The organism is Algisphaera agarilytica (genome assembly GCF_014207595.1).
GTDB lineage: Bacteria > Planctomycetota > Phycisphaerae > Phycisphaerales > Phycisphaeraceae > Algisphaera > Algisphaera agarilytica.
The window spans coordinates 3,946,133-3,967,602 of record NZ_JACHGY010000001.1 but is presented as its reverse complement, the minus strand read 5'-3'; the positions used below and the strand labels follow the sequence as shown (position 1 = coordinate 3,967,602).

Genomic DNA, 21,470 nt, shown 5'->3' with positions numbered 1-21,470 from the left:
ATCCACTCAATCGAGCAGCGTATCGAACTGGTCGGGCATGTCATCGAGGTAGCCGCGGAGGATCGCTTTCATCTCGGCGAGCTTGTCGGCGTAGGCCGGGTCGTTCGCGAGGTTGTTGCTCTCCTTTGGGTCCACCGCGAGGTGGTAGAGCTGGTCGGCGTCGAAGTAGTTGTCGATCCACGCGGCGTCGGGGTTGAGCTGGCCACGCTCGAAACGGCTGCCGCCGGGGCCCATGCCCATCTGGTGGTAGCGCGCTTCGGGGTCGATCGCGTACTTCGGGTTGTCGCGGGTCCAGGGCTCTTTCTCGTAGAGCTCGGCGTATAGCGCTTTGTGCTCCGCCAAACGCTCGGCCTTGGTGCGTTGCAGGCTCGGGGGCACGCGGAAGGCGATGTACTTCCACTCGGGCGTGCTGACCGAACGGACCAGGCCGATCTCGGAGTAGGCCGAGGTGTGGGTGTGGTCGACTTTGCCTTCGACCAGGGGCAGCCAGCTCTTGCCGTCGATGATCATGTCGTCGGGCGGGGTCACGCCCGCGGCGTCGAGGATCGTCGGGGCGAAGTCGGTGTTCTGCGTGATGGTGCTCACGCGCTGGGGCTTGATCCGGCCGGGCCAGTACGCCAGGGTCGGCGAGATCAGCCCGCCCTCGTAGGTTGTGCCTTTGCTCTGGTCGGCCATGCCGTGGTCGTTGAAGTAGATGACCAGCGTGTTGTCTGCGATGCCGAGCTCTTCGAGTTTGCTGAGCACCGCGCCGATGCCGTCGTCCAGCCAGGTCGCGTCGGCGAGGTCTTCGGGCACGCCGTGCTCTTTGAGGCGGGCGTAGATCGATTCGCGCGGCGGCATGATGCCGGTGATCGGCTCGTCGAGCAGGCCCTCGCCGCTGATGCGCGGGTCGGCCTTGATCGAAATCTTCGGGTCGGGCACGTGGTTCAGCGTCGTGGCGAAGTAGAGGTAGAACGGCTCGTCCTTGCTCTCTTCGATGAAATTCAGCGCCGCTTGGGTAAGCCACTCCATGTTGTGCTCGTCCATGCCGGTGTTCACGAGCAGCTTGTCATCGTGCAGGTTGCCGCGGTAGACGCCGTCGGCGTAGTCAAAGCCAAACTGCTTGATGTCTTTGGCGATGAGGTCGTGGTTTTCTTTGAGGATCTTGGCGATGGCGGGGTCCGACGCGTCGGTTCCGGGGACGGTCTCGTACGTCCTGCCCACGCCGTTGATGTGCCATTTGCCGACGAAGCCGGTGCGGTAGCCGTTGGCCTGCAGCACACGCGGCAGGTTCGGCTGTCCGTCCGCGAAGCCCAGGTTCCACAGCACCCGGCGGACGCCCTCTTCGGTCGTCTGCAGGTTGAAGAAGTCCAGCTCGCACCGGCTGGCGAACTGGCCGGTCATGCAGGTGTATCGGCTGGGCGAGCAGACACTCGCGGCGACGTAGTTCTTCTCAAACACCACGCCCTCGCGGGCCATACGGTCGAAGTTCGGCGTAAGCGCTTCGCCTTCGAGGTAGCCCAGCTCACGGTTTTTCTGGTCGTCGGTGATGATGAAGATGACGTTGGGACGCTTGGCTTGTTCCGAAGCCGCAACTTGGGTCGCCTCGGCGTGGGCCGGTGTCGAGTGGCCCGACACCAGCGCGGCGGCCAACCCCAGCGACCATGCGGGGCGCAGCCAACGGCGGGTTCGGAGGGTCTTGCTATCAATCATGCTGATGTTCCTGACGCCCAGATCGGGCTATGTACGGAGTGGATGTCGTCCACCCATGGTTGAGGTGCTTCTCGATCGCGAGGAGATATGCCCGCCTTGCGGCGGCTTCACTCAGTCTTTCGAAACCAGATTCGTTTGCAACACCGCGCTGGCGACCTTGCCGCCGCTGTCGGGGAAGACGAGCTTGACCGTGGTGTTTTCCGCGAGCGCCTCGGCGGGGACGGGCACGGGGATCATGCCGAAGAACGTCGGCCGGCCTTCCTGTGTGCCGCCGGCCCAGTCGGTGGGCACCTCGACGGCGGTGCTGTTGACCCAGACCTCGGGCTGGAGCGACAGCCCCGGCACCCGGCCGATGCTCAGCCGCAGCGTGGCGTCGCCCTCGCCGGTCGGGACGTTTTTGTAGGTGAACTCGATAGGCTGGTCCGCCTCGATCGCTTGGAGATAGGTCTCGGCGTACACGCGGGTCTCGGTCACGGTCTGCTCGGCCTCGAAAGGTTTCTTGAGGTCGATGATCACCGCCGCCGCCTCGGCGACGCCGATCTCGATCTCATCGGGCAGGCCGTACAGCACCTGCTCGCCCAGCAGCGGGGCACCGTTGCGCGACCCCAGCGTCCGCAGGCTCACACGGGCGATGTCGAGCTCGTCGAAGCCCTGTAGCTTCACCGTGCGCTGCTCGGTGTCCATGTTGTGCAGCACGACGGTGTGGCGCAGGCCGTCCGCGAAGTAGTGCGTGCGGATATCGGGGTCGTCGGCCGAGGCGATGCGACGCTCGCCATGGACGCCTTTCCAGAAACGGTAGAACAGCTCCAGCCCGGTGAGCACGTAGTTTTCGCCGGACCGGCGGTACAGCAGGAAACCGGACGGGGCTTCTTCGCTGCTGAACATGCCGCCGGGGAAGCTGTACGTCCACTCGGCGACACCGAGAATGTACGGCACGGTTTTGATTAACCGGTCGGGGTGCTCGAGGTACATCATGAGCATGCCGTTGAACGAGCCGATCAGGGCCGTCTCGCGACGCAGGCGGTTGGGCCAGTTCTTATCGCGGTCGTGCTGGATGATGCGGCCGTATTCGGTGATGGACTGCGGCTTGGCGACGCCAAACTTGATGTAGCTGTAGGCGTCGATGAGGTCCATGTTCGCCAGGACGTTGCTGCCGGTGCGTTCGGCGTGGGTGCCCTTAACGTTGACCCCGTCGTAGAGGTGGATGGAGAAGAAATCCATCTCTTCGCCGGCGACGTCCATGAACATTTTCTGCCAGCCGTTCCAGTGTTCAAAGTTGCGCGCCTCGACCTCGGCCCAGGCCGCGGAGTAGCCGCCGATCATGATGTCGTCGTTCGGCAGCACCTCGCGGATCCGACGGGCGGTCGTGACATGTTGCTCGGCCATCGCCCGCGCGGTGGTGCCGAGCTTGTCGGCTTTGATGAAAGGCTCGTTGAAGACTTCGTAGTACTGAGGCCGAGACTCGTCGGTGTAGTAATACTTGAGGAACTGGGCGCAGAATTCGGCGGCGGCCTCGGGGGTCTTCGGTCCGAACTCGGCGGCGTCGTTGGACACCAGCCCCATCATGTACTCGGGGTGCGTGCACAGCACGACCTCGCGCAGCACCTCGGGGCGGAATCGGAATGGCCGTTTGGCACGCTCGGCCTGGAACTCGGCTCCGGCGCGACGCATGCGTTCCACGTCGGGCATGCCCGGGTTGTCCGGGTCGGCGGGAGTGGCTTGAAGCTGCCCCGTTTGGATACCTCCGTCGCGCCCGAAGTGGGCTTCGAGTTCTTCTTCGATGTAGCGGAACTTCTCATCGTCGGTGTCGCCATCGTCCGGCGAGGCGTGGATCACGATGTACTTCTCACGCTCCAGCGTCGTGATGCCGCCGATGGAACGGACCGAGGTCGGGTCGACCGTGAGCACCACGGGTTCGGCCACCAGCGAAGAGGCCAAACACGCCGAGGACACGAGGCAGGCAAGAGCAATTTTCATGGCGGGGATTCCGTAGAGAACAAACCGTAAACACCGAACGAATCAAGACATGCTGGGGCCTCGCGCCGGTTTGCAAGAACCGGCCGACCCAGGATTCAGCCATTAGGCATGGATCAAAATTATGACCCTTCCGATCGCGTCTGGCAATGGTCCGGGCTCACCTTGTGTGGTAAATTTTCACCATGCCTGCCTCCGCCCCTCCCATCCGGATCGACCTGTCACGCCCGCCCCGGGTCCGCTTCGCGGGCTACGGCCTGCAGGGGACCAAGCACCCGGTCGAGCGCTACCTGCTCCCGGAGCTCTGGGCCCTGCACCTCTACACCTACCGCGCCACGCTGGAGGTCTGCGGGCAGGAGATTGCGCTGGAGCCGGGCATGATCACGCTGACCCCCGCCAACACGCCCGCCACCTACCGGTACCGCGGCGCCAGCGAACACCTGTGCGCCCACTTCGCGCTCGACGACAGCGCGGCCGACTACCGGCCCACCTGGATCAGCCACCCGCTGGGCGAGGAAGCGGCCGCCTACCGCCACCGCCTCGAACGCGTGGTCCAGTTGCAGTCCGCCGAGCCGCGCCACGCCGACGCCGTGCTGTGGAGCATCCTGTGGGACCTGTCCAACCGGCGGTACGGCCCCGACACCGCCGACGCCCTGCCCGCCGCGCTCACCGACGCCATCGGCTTCATCGACTCACGCATCCAGCAGAACATCCGGGTCCGCGACATCGCCGACCACGTCGGCTACTCCCACAACCACCTGACCCGCATGTTCCGGGAGCACCTGGACACCACCGTGATCGCGTTCCTCCGCACCCGGCGGATGGAGCGTGCCCGCCACCTGCTGATCCACTCCAGCCGACCCATCGGAGACATCGGCCGCGACGTCGGCCTGCCCGACCCCCAGCAATTCAACAAGAGCTTCCGAATGTTCTTCGGCAAGTCGCCCTCCGCGCAGCGGCAGGCCACCGACGAGCAGGTCTAACCCTTCATTCCGCTGGTCGAGACGCCCTCGATGAAATACCGCTGAGCCGCGAAGAACAGCACGACACAGGGGAACATGCAGACGAAGCTCGCCGCCATGAGCAGGTGCGCATCGCTGATGCCGTACTGCCCGCGGAAGGCGTTGAGCGCCAGGGCCAGCGTGTTCTTCTCGGGGCTGTTGAGGTAGATGAGCGGGCCCAGGAAGTCGTTCCACACGCCCATGAACGTGTAGATCGCCGTGATCGCGATCACCGGCTTGCTCAGCGGGAGCATGAGCTGGAAGTAGATCCGCATGTTGCTCGCGCCGTCGATCCGCGCCGCCTCGACCAGGTCCTCGGGGATCTGGCTGAAGAACTGGCGGAACATGAACACGAAGAACGGCCCGGCCAAACACATCGGCAACACCAACGGCCAAAACGTGTCGATCACCCCCAGGTACCGCCACAACACGAACACCGGGATCATCGTCACCTGCGGCGGCAACATCATCGTGCTGAGCATCAGGATGAACAACGGCTTGCGGCCGCGGAAGCGGAAACGCGCAAAGCCGAAGCCAACCAGCGAACTGCTCAGCACCATACCGACGATGCTGAAGAACGTGATGAACACGGTGTTGGCCAGCGCGTTGAGGAAGTCCATCCGGGCCAGCGAGTCGGGGTAGTTCTCCCACTGCGGACCGCCCTGCCCGAAGCCGACCCACACCTCGCCGCTTTGCACGACCTGCTCGGTGCTCAGCGAGCTCTTGACCATCCACGCGAACGGCATCAGCAGGATGATCGAGCCACAGATCAGCAAGACCCACGCGGTGATACGCAGCCAGTCCGTCGGCTTGGCGGGCGCGGGGAGCTGCGCTTCGCTCTGCACAGTTTGGGGCTCTGAAGGTTTCATGACTTGAGCCCCTCGTAATGCACCAGGTTCCGGCTGCCGCGGAAGGCCAGGAGCGTGACCAGGAGGATCACCACAAACAGCACCCAAGCCATCGCCGAGGCGTAGCCCATGTTGTGGAACTCGAACGCCTGCAGGTAGAGGTAGAGCACGTAGAACAGCGTCGCGTCGTCGGGCCCACGCCGGGTCATGACGAAAGCCTGGGTGAAGACCTGGAAGCTGCCGATGATGCCCATAACGAAGTTGAAGAAGATCAGCGGGCTGAGCATGGGCAGCGTGACGTGGGTCAGGCGGTGCCACGCGGAAGCCCCGTCGATGATCGCCGCTTCGGTCAGGCTTTTCGGGATGGCCTTGAGCCCGGCGAGGTAGATCACCATCGCGCTGCCCACGCCCCAGAGGTTCATCATGACGAAGGCGGGGATCGCGGCCCACTGCGCATCGTCGCCGAACCAGTTGGGGGCACGCATACCCAGCCATCCGAGGGGCACGTTCATGACCTGGTTGATCAGGCCGTAGTCGTTGTTGAGTAGCGCCAGCCAGAGCGCGCCGAGCACGACGCCGGTGATGACCGAGGGGACGAAGAAGATCGTGCGGAACACCGCGATGCCGCGGACCTCGGTGTTCATGAGCAGCGCCACACCCAGCGAAGCGAGTTGCCCGATGGGGATCGCCAGCACGACGTAGTACGCGGTGACCCAGATCGACTTCCAGAACGGCGGGTCGTGCGAGAACATGTGCACGAAGTTGCCCAGGCCGACAAACTCCGCTTCGCCCAGCGGCGTCACGGCCGACCAGCGCGACAACGCCAGCAACCCCGAGAGGAACATCGGCCCGGCCGTGAGCGCGACGAACCCGATCACCCAGATGCTGATGAACCCCAAGCCCGAGCGCTCGTGGGCGCGGTCGAGAGCGCCGAGTTTTTCTTTTCGCGCCCGCCACCACACAAACGTCACCGCCGCCGCGATGAGCGCCAGCAATGATGCGCCGACCGACACCCACGGCATCCGCGGATACGTCTTGGTTTTTAATGGCGAAGACAACTCAAACGCCCAGAGCTCTTCGATATTGCCCAGGGCCTCCTCGATCGACCGCGAGCCCAGGCGGATCGCCGCGTTTTGCTCGGCCAGCAGGATGTCTTCGAACTCCCGCTGACGCGGCATGAGCTGGAAGTCGACCGACTTGGCGATATCGAGATACACCGGCCCGTCCTCGAACTTCCGGCCGAGATAAAGCACCTCTTCGCTCTCGGCGATGGTCCGGTTGATCGAGATCGACAAGCCGTCGCTGCTGAGCAGCCGCTGCCCCGCCGGGCTGGAGAGGTACATCACCAGCTCCATGGTTTCTTCGGGGTGTTCGCCCTTGGCGCTCACGCCCCAGGCCGCCGTCATGATCGGCGAGCGGGGCTCCACCCCCGGGGCGTGGGGCATCGGCACGACCGCGTAGCGGAAAGTCTCGATCGCTTCGCACAGACCCGAGGTCCAGCGTCCCGTGGGCCCGATGGTGCCGACGCGGCCGGTGAAGAATTCCTCGGCGCCCGAGCGGTTGATGCCGATCGCGTTGTAGATCACCCCTTCGTCGATGCGCAGACGGCGGATGCGTTCGAAGGCCGCGAGCAGCCCGGGGTTGTCGATGTCGGGGCGGGTGAAGTCGGGCTGGCCGTGTTCGTCGAACTCGAACAGCTCCCCGCCGTGGTTCCAGATGATCGCGATGAGCGGGTCGGCCCAGAGGCCCATGAACGCGCCGTAGATGTTGTCGCCCAGGCCGTCGATGGCACGCGAGGCTTCTTCGAACTCTTCCCACGTCCAGCCGTCGTGGGGCACGGGCACCCCCGCCTGCTCGTAGAGGTCGACGTTCACGTACATCGCCAACGGCGTGTAGTCCCGCGCGATGCCCCACAACGGCCCCTCACCACGCGTCTGCGTTTCCGGGTCGAAGCGGAAGCCCTGGAGCAGGACCGGGTAGACGTCGTCTTTCCACTCGCTGCCCATCTCGTCGAGCGCTTCGTCCATCGGCAGCACCAGCCCGAGCGACGAGAAGTCCGGCACGAGGTCGTACTGCAGATAGAACAGGTCCGGCGGATCGCCCGCGGCGATCATGGTCTTGAGTTTGGACAGGTAGTTGTTGTGCGCGACGTAGATCACCTCGATGCGCACATCGGGGTGCAAGTCTTCGTAAGCGTCGGCCATCTCCCGGAGGATCTTGTTCTCGTGCTCGTGGCCCCACACCATCATGCGCAGGGTGGTGTCGCGGGCGTCGTCTTCCTGCAAGAGGGTCCGGGCCGAGACGTGGATGATGGACCACAAGACCAGCAGCCCCGCCGCCACCGCAAGCAATCCCGCCGCCACAGTTTTGAGGTGGCTGTACGTCATCACGCGCCGAGGCCTCCAAGCGACGCAACACGCGTCGGATGGCCACCAGACGGTGACATCAACCACGAGCCATCGGGCGGCAACACATCAAACCTCAAGAGGCCGGGGCGATACATCAATACGACAGGCATAGGCGTCGACGAGAGAGTACGGGAAGAGATTGATCTGAAATGATTCGGTGCGATTGTACCAACCCCGGGACGGTTGTTAACTGTCTACATCGATAGCCTTCAAATTTGCTCGCGGCCACGCGCCTCCCACTCTGGCGAAGCCGCAAGCTTTAGCAACGGATCGCTTTCGGTCAAACATCCGGAGCCAAAGCTTTGCCTCCTCTTCGCATAAGACGTTTTGTGTGTTGATTATGTGCAAATCTTGATCGATTGTGTCTATTGCCCGCCATCGCCCGGGGCATTTAGTTTGATGTCACATCCATCTCGGATCGAACTTCCATCTGTCTTGTCTCAAGGATACCCCACATGAAACGACGCCAGTTTCTCAGCCGCTCGGGTCTTGTCATCGGTGCCGCCGTCGCGCCGTCCATCGTCCCCTCTCGTGTCTTGGGGCAGTCCGCTCCCTCCAAGGAGATCACCCTCGGGTTCATCGGCATGGGCGGGCAGGGCATCCGCATGAACCTGCAGTGGTTCCTGAACACGCCCCACACCCGGACGCTCGCGGTCTGCGACTGCAAGCTGAGCAAAGCCCACGAAGCCAAGCAGCTCGTCGATGAGAAGTACGGCAACACCGACTGCGAGGTCTACCAGGACTTCCGTGAAATCATCGCCCGTGACGACATCGACGCCGTGGTGATCTCGACCCCGGACCACTGGCACGTCCCCATGTCGATGATGGCGCTGCGTGCGGGCAAGCACGTGTTCTGCGAGAAGCCCACCCTGACCATCACCGAGGGCCACGAGGTCGTCGACGAAGCGATCAAGCGTGACCTCGTGTTCCAGTGGGGCATCGAAGACCGCCACATGCAGAAGTACTGGCTCATGGCGGGCCTGGCGCGGACCGGCGCGATCGGCGAGGTGGAGAAGGTCGAGTGCGGCCTGCCCAACAAGCCGTTGTTTGATCTCGAAGCGCCCGCCGAGATCCCTGAAGACCTGGACTGGAACCTCTGGCTGGGCCCCGCCCCCGCGGCGGAGTACACGCAGCGCGTGACCCACGGCCAACGCTGGCGGCAGAGCATCGACTACAGCGGCGGCAGCCTGACCGACTGGGGCTCGCACTACTGCGACAGCGCCCAGATCGCAATCGGCATGGAAAACTCCGGCCCGGTCGAAGTCGTGGGCACCAGCAAAACGCTGCCCGAGACTTCTTACGTCTCGGTCCCCTCGAGCTACGACGTCGAGTTCCGCTACGCCAACGGCAAAGTCATCCAGGCCAGCGACACCCTGGGCAAAAACTACATCCGCTTCATCGGCGCCGACGGCTGGATCGGTTGTGAAGGGTGGAACGGCAAGCTCGTCGCCAGCGACATGAACATCTTCCGCAACAAAGAATTCGCGAAGCACGAAAACTACTGGAAGCAGCCCAAGAAAGAACAGCCCGAGTTCATCGACGCGATCCTGGACCGAAGCAAAACGACCAGCTACCACGTCGATGCGGGCCACCGCCTGTCCACCATGCTCCACCTCGGCCATATCGCCGTGCGGGCCGGCACCCCGGTGCACTGGAACCCCGATACGCAGCAGTTCGCCAAGGACAGCCAGACCCACGAAGCCAGCATCATCTACCAGCGCGAGTCTCGCGACTGGGAGAAGGGCCTGTAACGCCCCGCTTCGACCATCAAGCCCCCATAAGAGCCCCAGCGTCGCACGACGGATGGGGCTCTTTTTTGTGGATGAATCGGCTGTGAATACGGGCGGTCGCGTCGGATATCGGCTACAATATCGACCCGCGAATGAGCAAGTGCTTTTTTAAAAAACACTTACAGATTGTTAATCATTGACTCAAGCGAGTCGCCACCCGATTCATCCATCCCCTTCCCGAATCCCCGAGGAGCACGAGCATGAAGAATTACCAGCTTTACATCGACGGCCAATGGGTCGACTCCAAGTCCGGCGAGACCGCCGAGGTGCTCAGCCCCGCGACCGGCGAAGTTGTCGCCACGATCCAGAACGGCAACGAAGCCGACGCCCAGGCCGCGCTCGAAGCCGCCGAGAAAGCTCAGAAGGGCTGGGCGAAGACCCCGCCGCGCGAGCGTGCCGAGCTGCTGCGTAAGTTTTGCGACGAGGTCCGTGCGAACCGCGAAGAGCTCGCTGTGCTCACCACCCGCGAGATGGGCAAGCTGTTGACCGTCGCCCGCTTCGAGGTCGACGTGTTCTGCTCCTTCGTCGAGTACGCCTGCGACTGGGCTCGGCAGATGGACGGCGACATCGTCCAGTCCGACAACCGCAACGAACACATTTACATCCACAAGATCCCGCGCGGCGTCGTCGTCGGCATCACCGCGTGGAACTTCCCGGTCGCGCTGGCCGGCCGTAAGATCGGCCCCGCGCTCGTGGCTGGCAATGCCATGGTCCTCAAGCCCACCAGCGAGACCCCGCTCGCCACGCTCGAACTCGCCAACCTCGCCAAGAAGGCCGGGCTGCCCGACGGCCTGCTCAACATCGTCACCGGTCCGGGCCGCACCATGGGCGACGCCCTGTGCCGCAGCCCCATCACCAAGATGGTCTCCATGACCGGCAGCACCCCCGCCGGCCAAGCGATCATCAAAGCCACCGCCGACAACATGGCCCACTGCCAGCTCGAGCTCGGCGGCAAAGCCCCGTTCATCGTGCTTGAGGATGCCGACCTCGAACAAGCCGCCGCCGCCGCGCTGCACTCGCGCTTCGACAACTGCGGCCAGGTCTGCACCTGCAACGAACGCATGTACATCCAGGAATCGGTCTACGACGAGTTCATGTCGATCTTCATGCCCAAGGTCGAAGCGATCAAGGTCGGCGACCCCATGGACGAGTCCATGGACATGGGCCCGAAGGTCAGCGCCAAGGAGCTCGAGCACATGAAGCACCTCGTCGAGGTCAGCGTCAAGGAAGGCGCGACCGTCGCCCACGGCGGCAAAGAAGCCTCGGTGCCCGGCTTCGAAGGCGGCAACTGGTTCGAGCCGACCATCCTCACGGATGTGAAGCAGGACATGACCATTGTCCACGAAGAGGCGTTCGGCCCGATCCTGCCGGTCATCAAGTTCCAAACCATCGAACAGGCCATCGAATACGCCAACGACGCCGAGTACGGCCTGGCCGCGATGATCTGCACGAAAGACATGAAGAACATCCTCCGCCTCGTCGACGAACTCGAGTGCGGCGAGGTCTACATCAACCGCGGCCATGGCGAGCAGCACCAGGGCTTCCACAACGGCTACAAGCTCAGCGGCACCGGCGGCGAAGACGGCAAGTACGGCTTCGAGCAGTACCTCGAAAAGAAGACGTTCTACGTCAACTTCGACTAACGCATCGGCCTGCCCCGCCAACCAGCCCGCCACCGGGCTCCCACCTCGGGGCTTGGCCCAATGTTGCATGGCCGATTCGAAACGCCCTGCAGGCGTCAGGGTTTGATCCGGGATCGGATCGGCCCGACGCCAAGGGTGGCCGAAGTTCGTTGACCTTTGGGCGTTGCGTTGATAGATTGATAACGGCGAACAGATCGCTTATTCGGGATCAACTCCGGCGGAATCAGAACGATGAAGTATTGGGTGTGGACTCTTTGTTGTTGCGGGCTTTCGCTGAATACGATGCACGTCGAGGCGTTGGAGTACACGTTCGCCTCGCCACTGGTGGACATCAACGATTTCGTGATTTCCGGGACGCCCGCCGACGTGGTGGGCAGTTTTGAAACCAGCTTTAATCCAACGACGAACAGCGAAATCCGCACCGTGCTGGAGTTCGATATCAGCCGGCGGCCGCGCTTTGGGCAGGTGATCGGGCGACAGCTTTATCTCGATCCGGGGGGCGCGACCTTTAGCGGTACCGTAGGCGGTCGCCTGGCACTTTACTCGCGGGTCGGCAACGGGGTCGCGGAAGCGGCGGACGCCGACACACCTCCCTCTTCGACAGCCGTGTTCTCCGGCATCACCGATCCAATCCCTTATAACCTCGCACCGTTCTCCACCGACCTGATTCAAGTCAACTCGATCTTCAACGGGGCCAACCCCTACATCGCGGTCTCCACCTTCGCCCTTGATTTCAATCGCAACGTCAGTCTGCCGGATACCGCGAGCACAGATATTTTCGACGAGCCCCGGATCGATACCGTTATCCAGTTGCCCGACTCCGGGACGCTGAACCTGGGGGCGTATTCCGACGCGCAATTCCAACGATCGCTGGTTGATTCGCCCTCCCCGTGGCGGTTGGCCGCCGGGGTCGATCCGCTGAAAGTTCAGCGATCCGCGGGCGGCCTCGAATCCCGCGCCCAACTCGAATTCGACCTCCGGGATGTGCCGGCACGCGATCGGGCGCATCTGCTCTCGGCGACCCTGAGCTTGGACACCGTCGATTTCACGCCGGCCGATGGTGCTGAAGCTGCTCATTTCGAGGTGTACGCATTTGAAGGCGGCGACCCGATTTCCGCGGCCACGGCGGGCGTCGCCGAGCAGTACAACCTCCAACTCGGGGAGTTTTCCCTGGATTCGACCGAACCGGTGGCGGTTGACCTCGCCCCCGCGTTCCTTGAACTGCTGGCGAATTTCAGCGTACTGCGTCTTGAGATTCTTGAGACCGGCAGCGGAGCGAGCTTCGAGTTTTCGGCCGACGCCTCAACCCTGGCGCTCGCCTACCGGGCCCGCCGCGATCCGTTCCTCGTGGCGGGCGACTACAACGGCAACGGCGTGGTCGATGCGGCCGACTACACCGTGTGGCAAGACAGTTTCGGTTCTACGGCGGACCTGCGGGCCGACGGTAACGACAACGGCGTGGTTGATGCGGCCGACTACACCCTGTGGCAGGACAACTTCGGCGCGGAATCGGCGGCGGCTGCGGGCACGGTGCCCGAGCCCAGCACGCTAGGCTTCGTGGGGGTACTCGCGGGCGGCCTGCTGACCGCACGCCGAAAGAACCTGAAGCCTTAACCACCCCATCACGCGACAAGTTAACAACCCCCGAGTGGCTCCAGATTAACCCAATATCGGATAGAGGCCGAGGCGGAATCGTCACATGGGTTGGAGGCGGCCAGACGCATGACCTCGTGGTTCAGCGCTTTGGCTGGGGCGGCGGTGCAACCGAATCCCGCGAGACCCATTCGGGCTCGATCAGGATTTGCCGGCGGTCGTCACCCTCCGGCCGACCCTGGATCCGTTCGAGCAGGAGCCCCGCGGCCTTACTGCCTACTTCGTCGGCGTGCTGGTGGATGGTCGAGAGTTGCGGGGCCAACGCCTGCGAGATCGGGTTGTTGGCATAACCCACCACCGACAGGTCTTCCGGTATGCGCAGTCCGAGCTCGCGAGCGGCGTGGTACACCCCCACCGCCAGGTGGTCCATCGTGACGAACACCCCCGTCGGCCGATCTTCTTGGCTGAGCAGATTCAATGCGCTTTCGTAGCCGTGGATGCCTTGCGCCCAAAACGCCTCGACGTAGGAGCAGCTGACGCCTTGCTTGCCCGAAACATAGGACTGGAAGGCGTGGTGTCGGTAGTAGAGGCTGTCTTTGTATTTCACCCCCTCGGCCGAAGCGTGCTTGGTGGTGACGACCCCCAGCCGTCGGTGCCCGGCATTCAACAACGCGTCGGCCGCTTGGGCGGTGCCGAGGGTTTCATCGGTGCCCACGAAGTCGATCTCGGGGAACCGCGCCTGCATCTCGATGTCGACCGAGACCACGGGGATGTCGCGCCCGAGGATCTCGGGGAGAAAGTCTTCCCAGAGGATGGCCTTGAACGGCCGCAGGAGCAGGCCATCGACCCGGCGGTCGATCAACGCATGGACCTGCGATAACTCTTCCAGCTCATCGCAGCCCGAGAGCACGATCGGGACGTAATCGTTCTGAGCCAGGACCTTGTAGATCCCGCGGAAGAGGTTGTCTTCATACGGGTCGCCCGAGCAGTGCAGGAGCACCCCCACGGTCATGCTCTTGCCGGTCTGGATGCCCTGAACCAATTTATTGGGTCGGTACCCCAGCTCTTCCGCCGCCTGGAGAATCCGCGCTTTGGTCTTGGCCGCGATCCGGCCGGAGCTCCCCAGCGCGACCGAGACCGAGGCTTCGCTCACCCCGACCTTGTCCGCAATCTGTTTGTGCGTGACCGACATGAACACCATTGTATAGCTCGCGGCACAGTTGCGAGCCTACGCGGCGGAATGGATTCAGCGATATAGCCGGTTAATCGCGCCTGTTCCATCTCGCCCCAAAGGGGCCGGTTATTCTCGTTCGACCGCCCACAACCGGAGGTTGTCGAAGTTCACCCGGACCCGCTTGCGTTCGGTGTTGAGGCCGACACGGATCATCAGGTCGCCCTCGGGTTGTTCAGGCCCGGTGACCAGGCTGATGGTCGCGACCGAGAAACGGCTCTCCGGATCGGGGGCCGGAACCCATCGGTGGACGCCCACGGATTGGATCGGGGTGCCGTCGCCCGCCAGCAGGTCAAACAGAATCTCATCGGGCTCCACCGAATCGAAGTCGTCCCGGGCATACACTTCGACCTGCAGCAGGTAGTGCTGGTTCGGCCGAAGCTCGCCCTCGATGACCTGATACAGATAGTTTTCTTTGTTTTGCGCGATGGCGTAACCCGTCGATCCGTCGGGGCGTGTGGGGTATCGACGGGGATCCGACGTTTCCATGCCGGCACAGCCGTACGACGTCCAGCCGATCACCGGATCGGTCTTGCCTTTGGTCTGGCCCCGCATGGTGATGGGGTGTCCTTCCCGGAGCCCGGCGACGATGTACACCCCTTTGGGCGTCAGGCCGTCGGCATAGGTGAATCCGAAGCCGGGGTTGCGGATGCTGATCGCCCGGGCTTCGGGCGGGAGGCTCGACGCGAGCGTGTCGCCTGGTCTCGGCGTGTCGCGGGTGCCAAACACATCGCACAGCCGCTGCCCGATGACCTGATTGCGGTCGGCCGCTGGGTCGGGGAACTGAGTTTGTGCCTCAGCACCTCCCAGCACGACGGCTGCCGCAAAACAACACACGGACCAGAAACGAAATATTGCGTCACGAAGCATCATCATTCTCCGGAAGATTGAGAAGAAGTTATACCGACCCAAACTCTGTGTTACCGAAATCACCGCCCGAATATTTGCGGCTCTATCAACCAGACGTAACGAGTGGCGGAATTTTCCGCAAATAAAAACCCCCATACCCGATCGGCTTATCGCCGAAGGGGTTGGGGGTTTAATCTCGAATCTGCTCACGGCTGTGCTTTTTAATCCGGGCTCGCCGATGCGGCAGGATAAATTAAAAACACACTAGCCAAGCAAACATCTTCTACAGATCACGCACGACGGCGACGCACAACCGCGAGGGCGGCGCCCAGGCCCAGGAGGCCCAGCGTCGAGGGCTCGGGGACCGTGATCACGAACTGACGTTGAACGCCATCGGACACGCCGCGGAACCAGACGTTGTAGGTGCCATCGTCTTGGACATCGCCGATGGCCACGCCGACCGTAATGTCGGTCAGGGTCTGGAGGGAACCGCCCACCGACACCGTGTCGCCTTCTTTGATAAGCAGCTGGCTGACACCAAAAGCGTCGCCGAGGATGATCGCTTCCGCGTCGGTACCCCCACCGGTCAGGTCGGTGTCGAAGTCCCAGACGGCGGCCCAGAGGTCGTCTTCGTTGAGGTCGGCGTTTTCGATGCCGCCGTCGATGATGCCGCCGGCGATGGCGTCGCCTTCACGGGCGATGATCTTGCCGTTGATGGAGACGAATTCGTCGGCCGTGCCGCCGGTTTGGTTGGTGTCGCCGGTGATCAGGAAGGTGCCGTTTTCGTTGATGCGGTGGAAGTCGAAGTTGTCCCAGTCGTCACCGACGCCGCCATCCGCGACCGGAATCGCATCGCCTTCGCGGATGTTGCCGGTTCCCGAAGCGATCGGCGCACCGTTGATCAGCACGATGCCGTCGTCGGCCGACGAGCCGGTGTCGATGTTGACTTCTTGGATCGGGCCGTTGGCGTCGCTGTTGCCGTGCTGGAACTCGTCGAAGCCGTCGATCGCGATGCCGAGGATGGTGTCGCCGATCTGCGGCGAATTGGCGAGACCCGCACCGACGAACAAGCCGTTGTCGGGGCTGATGCCGAAGAACGACGCGGTCCCGCTGCGGGTGGACACGATGTCGAGGAAGTTGGTTGCGGTGCCAGCGGCGGCATCGCCTTCCTTCACAATCAGCGTGTCGTCTTGGTAAATGGCATTGCCGATCGGAGCTCCCGTCACCTCGGTGATGTCGGTGCCGTAGGTGACCACGCCGGCGTCGGACAACCCGATTTCGCCATCAATCCCAGACTGGACAAAACCGCCGACCGTCCCGGCGGTCCGTACGATGCCGTTAGGCGTCACGCCGTCCACGCTGCCGAAGATGTGGGCCGCGCCGTCCACGGTGTCGAGCTGGACCACAAAACCATTGACGCTGTTGGCGTCGCCCGAGAAACGGATGACGTCGACGGTCGAGCCGCCCAACGCATCGCCTTCGCTGATGATCGCGGTGGCGATCTGAGCCGAAGCTCCCGCCACGCCAATCCCGCAAAGCGCGGTACCGATGCCGCCCAACGCGACAGTTCTAAACAAGTTCATAGTTAACTCACCCTTCCAAAGTAATGTGTGATTTTTCCCAGCCCGCCCCTGCGGCAGACCTCTCTCAATCCTCGCTGACCATGTATGGAATCAAAAAAAGGCATGAATGGCCGCGAAATTCGCAATGCCTTGACCGTTTACATTAGTGAGAACCCTAGTGTGAGTCAATTTTTTTCGCCATAAACACCGGATTTCCGTGCGTTTGTGGCGTTCGGCGTCCCCGCGCTGAAGCAACCTGGGCTGGGTTAAACGCGGCTAATTCAAAACACTCAAAGCGTTTGCCCGAGACCGCTCCCGCCGCCCCACCTCAACCGCTAAGCCACCGGCTGGCGCAGCAGCGTCCGCAGCTTTTCTGGTGCCGTCTTGCGGAAGTCGCTGAAATAGATCTCGTGGTGCTTGCCGGTCATCTTCAGACCCTGCTCGGGGATGAACTGTTCGTGCATCCGCTTCAGCACCGGCCCCTCATCCGCGAACGGGCCCAGGTGCAGCGTCTGTACACATCGGCCCTCCGCCAGCGTCCCCAGCCGGAGCTCGTCCAAACCGGGTGGGCGGTTCTTCTTGGCCGCCACCTTCTCGACCGCCGCGTCGAACATCTCCCGCGTGATCCAGTCCGGCGTCATCAGCATCACCGACCATTCCCACCGCGAGCGGTCGTAGCCCGTCGTGAACACCGACCAATCCTCGGCCCACCACAACGCCTCCATCGGCGGCACCACATAATCCTTACCCAGATCGTTCTTCGACATGAACTTCAGCGTGTACGCCACCGGGTACACCGTCTCGATCGCCCGCTTGAACGACTCGGCTTCGGGCCCGCCGCCGCCGTCGACCATGAGGTACTGCATCGCCGGCACGTCCACCACCTCGAACACGCCCCGCCTGGCTTTGTAGCTCGGCAACGTTTTCTTGAAGTCGATTTTCATGGCCACTCCGTCCGCCGCATCACCGAGTCCCCAGCACAGCCCCGCGGGGCTCCGATCATACCGAGTGGGTTACAATCAAGGCTCTGCTGTCTATGATCAGAACGTGTTTCACGAAAGGAAGTACATGACTCGGATCGATCGCGTTTTGATGGGCTTGGTAACGTTTTGCTTGACCGGATTAACCGCCTGTGCCGCGACGTCTGAGCCGCAGCCCGACTTTGCCGAGGGGCAAGCACCCGACCTGGGCGGCGCTCAGTTTGAACTGGTGCCCGAGCTCTCCGACGAGTTCGATGGCGACGGGCTGAACTTCTCCAAATGGATCTGGCTGGATGAGAACTGGTCGGGCCGACCGCCCGCGATCTTCGACGCCAATCAGGTCACCGTGAAGGACGGCCAACTCTGGCTCACCGCCGACCGCATCGACGAGCCGTTCGAACTCCACGGCCGAACGTGGACCCACCGCGGCGCTCTGGTCGGCAGCCGGCTTCCCGCCGACGTGGGCATGTACACCGAAGCCCGCATGATGGTCAACGCCACCTTCATGTCCTCCACCTTCTGGCTCATGGCCTACCCCACCGAAACCCCCGAGGGCATCCGCTCGGTCGAGCTCGACGTTGTCGAATGCGTCGGCGTTGATAGCCGTGAGAATCCGGATGACCCGTGGTGGACCAAAGAGTGGGACCAGCACTACTGGCTGTCGGTCCGCAACCAGGGCCCACTCCCCAAGCAAGGTCTCTCCCAAGCCCAGATCCCCACCGACGGCCCGATCACCGGCCGATGGCGCACCTTCGCCTGCTGGTGGAAGACCGAGACCGAGATCTGGTTCTACATTGACGGCGAACGTGTCGCCATCCTTCACCCCGAGGAAGGCCTGCCGTTCAACATCCCGATGCGGCTGCGCATGGTCGTCGAGACCTACGACCACAACCCCCCGCCCGCCAAGGGCGAGCCCGGCAGCATGTACCATCCGGACGGCACCAAGCTCAGCTTCGAAGACCGCTCCACCCGCTACGACTACGTCCGCACCTGGCGCATCGCGGAGTAACACGATCGTTTAAACCAGCGTTACTACGTCCCCGAGTCGCACGGTGCCGGGCGTCGCGGTTTCGCCGTAGATGCCCAGGTTCTGGTCGGCGTGTTTCACGATGGTCCGCAGCACCGTCGAATCTGCGGGGATGCCGTCTTGTTGCCGGACGGTTGCGCCGCAGCGTGGTGTGGTCATCGGGCAATCGAGCGTCACCTCGCCCAGCGTCAACTGCTGGCCGATCCAGTCCTGCTCCGCCAACCCCTCCACGCCCGGCGGCGTCTCGATCACCAGGTTCGGCCGGAACCGCCGCACATCCCAATCCGACTCGGGGGTCAACGACCGCAAATGCTCCAATGTTGCGGTGGTCACCACATGCAGCGTCGTCACCAGGAAGAACGAACCTGGGGCCGCGATGAACTCCCGCGCCTCCTCCGGAAAATCATCGAAAAAATCCGGAAGCGGCTCGCCCGGCTCCCGCTCAAATGTCGCCACCAAATCATCACGCCATCCCGGCTGATACCGCCGGAAGAAGTCTACGTCTGACGCCGGCCGCAACGGCTCGAGACGTGACTCGTGCCCCACCAAATCCGACAGCCGCGCGTTGATCGCCGTCCGGTCGCCTTCGCTGGTCAGGGTCGAACCGTCGGGAAACCTGACCTCGACGTGTTCACCGCGGTCCAGCGTCCGTGCGGTGCAACGCAGTAGTTTTGGTCGAACCTTGCAGCTCTGGATCTCCTTCCGTTTAACGTCCCACAACGCCCAAACCCGGTCTCCCTCCACTCCGGATTCGCCAAGTTGGCCCACATCGAGGCGCTCCCCCGCCATCCCTTTTACGGGGTAGCGCCAGATTTCCTTCACGTTTCCGACATCCTGCATCGCGAATCCTCAAAGGCATGAGTCCTCGCAGGCCAACACGATCATACCCGCCCCACCACGAGCAGATGAGAATCAGTGAAATCTCATACCGGTCCCGCACGTTCCAAGAGGCATCAAAACCTGCTGCCGGGGATGCGGGCGTCTTCGCGGCTCGTGGCGAACCGCACCTCGTCGAAATAGGCGACGTGCTTCTGACCGTCGCCGCCTTTGTAGAGGCCGAACTTGTTCTGCCAGATCATGTCCGGAGCGTCCGTGAACCCGACGCGTAGGTTCTCGAACGCGTAGCGGGTGTATTGGGGCTGATCACTGCGTTTGATATAGACGTGCACCCAGCCGTCGTTGCTGTCGGGCGAGTACTTCCAACCGACGATGAGGTCGTACCACACGCCACGCCGCAGCGGGCCTTCCTCGAAATCGATCACGGCCTTACGCCCGAGGTACTTCCCATCCCGGCCGTCCTCGCCGGTGCGCCAATGGATCTGGAGCTTGTCGGTCTCCGCGTCGAGGTTCAGCGTGATCATTGGGTTGTTGCTGCCGGGACGGGGCACAGCCGGGGCCTGCTGGATCTGGTGCAACACGTGCCAGCTGCCCGGCTTGGGGTAGCCCGGCTCAAGACGAACACTCAGCCCCGTGAAATACTCGTCCCCCTCACTGATGTCATGCCCGCCCACGATCAGGTGCTCGCTACGCTGGGAGCCGCTTACCCCCTCGGTTCCAAGCTGATGAACGACCGACCGCGAACCCCGCCTCGCAACCTCGCTGAGGTAGGGTTTCAAAGCCCCATCTCCTTGTCGTGCGTGCTTCAGGTTTCCGGGCGCGTTCTCCAGGTTCCAGCTGGACTCGTTGATGCTGGCCTGCCCCTCGGCATCCACGTTCGCTGCCACCTGACCGTCAACGTCTGCCCCGATCTGAGATAACCCCAGTAAAGCACAGAACAAACAAGCCATCTGCCGCATCACTTAGTCTCCGAATCCCAGACGAACGCAAAAAACATCACCGACCTCCAACCGACAGGCGGCTCATGAGTTCCACATCCACCTTACTCGCTCAATCAACACCATCGACACCACACCAGCCGAACGATCCGCGGGCCACGGCCACGCTTTACCCGCCCAGCAGTTCCGCCACGGTTGGCTCGACAGCCTCGGCCCAGATCGCATAGCCCTTGGCGTTGGGGTGGAGCCCGTCGGGCATGATCGACTTGGGCAAGACACCGTCGTCGTTCAGGAATTTGGGGCCGACGTCCAAGTACCACACCGTCTCGCCGTCGGCCCGTTGCTGTAGGGTGTCGTTGATCTGCTTGATCGGCTCGCGGACGGGGTTGTCGGGCTGCTCGCCCCGAGGGAATACGCCGAGCAGCAATACCTTGGTATCAGGCAGCCGGGTGCGGACCTCTTCGACGATTGCGAGCACGCCCGCCGCGGTATCGTCAGGCGTGCGTTTTATGGAAAGATTGTTCGTGCCGATCATAATGATGGCCAGCTTGGGCGAGAGGCCGTCGAGTTGGCCGTTACGCAGCCGCCACAACACGTGCTCGGTCCGGTCGCCGCTGAACCCAAGGTTCAGGGCGTGGCGGTGGGCGTAGAACTCGTTCCAGACCGGTTGCATATTCCACGCCGCGTTGTCGGGGTTCGCGGACTCCCAACCCTGCGTGATCGAGTCGCCGATCATCACCAGGTCGATCCGTTCGCGGTCCTTAATCTCTTGCAGCTTCGCTTCGTGCCGCGGCATCCACCACGACGCGGCCCATTCGGCCGTCTGTGGCTGCGCGTTTAAGGAGGGCGACAACACAGCTTCGTCCGCCATCGCGCCCGCTGTCCCCAACAAAACCATCAATAAAAATAATCCGTAGATATGCTTCATGGTTTCATTCTATCGGTCTTGCCGTCATGAGCCGAGGCCTCTCAAGCCTCACGCCACATACTTGATTCCCCAAGAGCGAACGATTGGCGTGCTGGGGAGGCGTGCATCAGACCACGCCGATCCCCATCAATCCCGCCACCCCTGAGATGCGACATCCTTTTTGCCTTTC

16 protein-coding genes are annotated in these 21,470 nt (G+C 62.9%); 5 read left to right on the top strand and 11 right to left on the bottom strand.

The annotated features are described in order from the left end of the window. Positions 1-6: 6 nt before the first annotated feature. Both HNQ40_RS17195 and HNQ40_RS17190 read right to left on the bottom strand, forming a co-directional pair. Complete coding sequence (locus tag HNQ40_RS17195) at positions 7-1,692, bottom strand: sulfatase family protein (RefSeq protein ID WP_184679048.1); 1,686 nt, start codon at positions 1,690-1,692, stop codon at positions 7-9. Between the two features lie 111 nt (positions 1,693-1,803). Further along, entirely contained in the window at positions 1,804-3,669 is a 1,866-nt protein-coding gene (locus HNQ40_RS17190; RefSeq protein WP_184679047.1) for a cellulase family glycosylhydrolase, read from the bottom strand. 182 nt (positions 3,670-3,851) lie between these two features. Here HNQ40_RS17190 and HNQ40_RS17185 point away from each other — a divergent pair, with 182 nt between their 5' ends. Next, positions 3,852-4,649, top strand: a complete 798-nt coding sequence (locus HNQ40_RS17185; RefSeq protein WP_184679046.1) for a helix-turn-helix transcriptional regulator — start codon at positions 3,852-3,854, stop codon at positions 4,647-4,649. On the opposite strand, the gene HNQ40_RS17180 is transcribed toward HNQ40_RS17185, so the two are convergent. After that, entirely contained in the window at positions 4,646-5,536 is an 891-nt protein-coding gene (locus tag HNQ40_RS17180; RefSeq protein WP_184679045.1) for a carbohydrate ABC transporter permease, read from the bottom strand. The genes HNQ40_RS17185 and HNQ40_RS17180 overlap by 4 nt on opposite strands. Beyond that, a complete protein-coding gene (locus HNQ40_RS17175; protein WP_184679044.1) occupies positions 5,533-7,902 on the bottom strand; it encodes an extracellular solute-binding protein in 2,370 nt (789 codons plus the stop codon). Before HNQ40_RS17175 ends, HNQ40_RS17180 begins: the two co-directional genes overlap by 4 nt. Positions 7,903-8,378: 476 nt before the next feature. Here HNQ40_RS17175 and HNQ40_RS17170 point away from each other — a divergent pair, with 476 nt between their 5' ends. The 3 genes from HNQ40_RS17170 (at position 8,379) to HNQ40_RS17160 (ending at position 12,970) form a co-directional block, all read left to right on the top strand. Beyond that, positions 8,379-9,674: a Gfo/Idh/MocA family protein gene (locus HNQ40_RS17170; RefSeq protein WP_184679043.1), complete on the top strand. Its 1,296-nt coding sequence runs from the start codon at positions 8,379-8,381 to the stop codon at positions 9,672-9,674. Positions 9,675-9,913: 239 nt separating this feature from the next. Continuing rightward, positions 9,914-11,356 carry an aldehyde dehydrogenase gene (gene aldA, locus HNQ40_RS17165; RefSeq protein WP_184679042.1) on the top strand — a complete coding sequence of 481 codons (1,443 nt, stop codon included), beginning with the start codon at positions 9,914-9,916 and terminating at the stop codon, positions 11,354-11,356. 231 nt (positions 11,357-11,587) lie between these two features. Beyond that, on the top strand, positions 11,588-12,970 hold the full coding sequence (locus HNQ40_RS17160) for a PEP-CTERM sorting domain-containing protein (protein ID WP_184679041.1): 1,383 nt from the start codon (positions 11,588-11,590) through the stop codon (positions 12,968-12,970). Positions 12,971-13,091: 121 nt separating this feature from the next. On the opposite strand, the gene HNQ40_RS17155 is transcribed toward HNQ40_RS17160, so the two are convergent. The 4 genes from HNQ40_RS17155 to HNQ40_RS17140 all read right to left on the bottom strand — a co-directional run bounded on the left by HNQ40_RS17155 (position 13,092) and on the right by HNQ40_RS17140 (position 17,535). After that, entirely contained in the window at positions 13,092-14,141 is a 1,050-nt protein-coding gene (locus HNQ40_RS17155; protein WP_184679040.1) for a LacI family DNA-binding transcriptional regulator, read from the bottom strand. 108 nt (positions 14,142-14,249) lie between these two features. Further along, positions 14,250-14,993 carry a hypothetical protein gene (locus HNQ40_RS17150; protein ID WP_221435606.1) on the bottom strand — a complete coding sequence of 248 codons (744 nt, stop codon included), beginning with the start codon at positions 14,991-14,993 and terminating at the stop codon, positions 14,250-14,252. Between the two features lie 326 nt (positions 14,994-15,319). Further along, positions 15,320-16,612, bottom strand: a complete 1,293-nt coding sequence (locus tag HNQ40_RS17145; RefSeq protein ID WP_184679038.1) for a PEP-CTERM sorting domain-containing protein — start codon at positions 16,610-16,612, stop codon at positions 15,320-15,322. Between the two features lie 314 nt (positions 16,613-16,926). After that, positions 16,927-17,535 (bottom strand): GyrI-like domain-containing protein, encoded by a 609-nt coding sequence (locus tag HNQ40_RS17140; protein ID WP_184679037.1) that lies wholly within the window; start codon positions 17,533-17,535, stop codon positions 16,927-16,929. Positions 17,536-17,704: 169 nt separating this feature from the next. On the opposite strand from HNQ40_RS17140, the gene HNQ40_RS17135 reads away from it, so the two are divergent. Then, positions 17,705-18,580 (top strand): family 16 glycosylhydrolase, encoded by an 876-nt coding sequence (locus HNQ40_RS17135; protein ID WP_184679036.1) that lies wholly within the window; start codon positions 17,705-17,707, stop codon positions 18,578-18,580. A 9-nt stretch (positions 18,581-18,589) separates the two neighbouring features. On the opposite strand, the gene HNQ40_RS17130 is transcribed toward HNQ40_RS17135, so the two are convergent. The 3 genes from HNQ40_RS17130 to HNQ40_RS17120 form a co-directional block, all read right to left on the bottom strand. Next, the gene (locus tag HNQ40_RS17130; protein WP_184679035.1) at positions 18,590-19,438 is read right to left on the bottom strand and encodes an MOSC domain-containing protein; all 849 of its coding nucleotides are present in this window, start codon (positions 19,436-19,438) and stop codon (positions 18,590-18,592) included. Positions 19,439-19,551: 113 nt separating this feature from the next. Then, positions 19,552-20,214 (bottom strand): heparin lyase I family protein, encoded by a 663-nt coding sequence (locus tag HNQ40_RS17125; protein WP_184679034.1) that lies wholly within the window; start codon positions 20,212-20,214, stop codon positions 19,552-19,554. A 328-nt stretch (positions 20,215-20,542) separates the two neighbouring features. After that, positions 20,543-21,301 carry a platelet-activating factor acetylhydrolase IB subunit gene (locus tag HNQ40_RS17120; protein ID WP_184679033.1) on the bottom strand — a complete coding sequence of 253 codons (759 nt, stop codon included), beginning with the start codon at positions 21,299-21,301 and terminating at the stop codon, positions 20,543-20,545. Between the last annotated feature and the right edge of the window lie 169 nt (positions 21,302-21,470).

Bases quoted from the DNA above. Each gene is read 5' to 3' on its own strand.
- HNQ40_RS17175 (WP_184679044.1), bottom strand. From the start codon at position 7,902: ATGACGTACAGCCACCTCAAAACTGTGGCGGCGGGATTGCTTGCGGTG.
- HNQ40_RS17155 (WP_184679040.1), bottom strand. From the start codon at position 14,141: ATGTCGGTCACGCACAAACAGATTGCGGACAAGGTCGGGGTGAGCGAA.
- HNQ40_RS17195 (WP_184679048.1), bottom strand. From the start codon at position 1,692: ATGATTGATAGCAAGACCCTCCGAACCCGCCGTTGGCTGCGCCCCGCA.
- HNQ40_RS17120 (WP_184679033.1), bottom strand. From the start codon at position 21,301: ATGAAGCATATCTACGGATTATTTTTATTGATGGTTTTGTTGGGGACA.
- HNQ40_RS17130 (WP_184679035.1), bottom strand. From the start codon at position 19,438: ATGCAGGATGTCGGAAACGTGAAGGAAATCTGGCGCTACCCCGTAAAA.
- HNQ40_RS17170 (WP_184679043.1), top strand. From the start codon at position 8,379: ATGAAACGACGCCAGTTTCTCAGCCGCTCGGGTCTTGTCATCGGTGCC.
- HNQ40_RS17140 (WP_184679037.1), bottom strand. From the start codon at position 17,535: ATGAAAATCGACTTCAAGAAAACGTTGCCGAGCTACAAAGCCAGGCGG.
- aldA (WP_184679042.1), top strand. From the start codon at position 9,914: ATGAAGAATTACCAGCTTTACATCGACGGCCAATGGGTCGACTCCAAG.
- HNQ40_RS17190 (WP_184679047.1), bottom strand. From the start codon at position 3,669: ATGAAAATTGCTCTTGCCTGCCTCGTGTCCTCGGCGTGTTTGGCCTCT.
- HNQ40_RS17160 (WP_184679041.1), top strand. From the start codon at position 11,588: ATGAAGTATTGGGTGTGGACTCTTTGTTGTTGCGGGCTTTCGCTGAAT.
- HNQ40_RS17145 (WP_184679038.1), bottom strand. From the start codon at position 16,612: ATGAACTTGTTTAGAACTGTCGCGTTGGGCGGCATCGGTACCGCGCTT.
- HNQ40_RS17185 (WP_184679046.1), top strand. From the start codon at position 3,852: ATGCCTGCCTCCGCCCCTCCCATCCGGATCGACCTGTCACGCCCGCCC.
- HNQ40_RS17180 (WP_184679045.1), bottom strand. From the start codon at position 5,536: ATGAAACCTTCAGAGCCCCAAACTGTGCAGAGCGAAGCGCAGCTCCCC.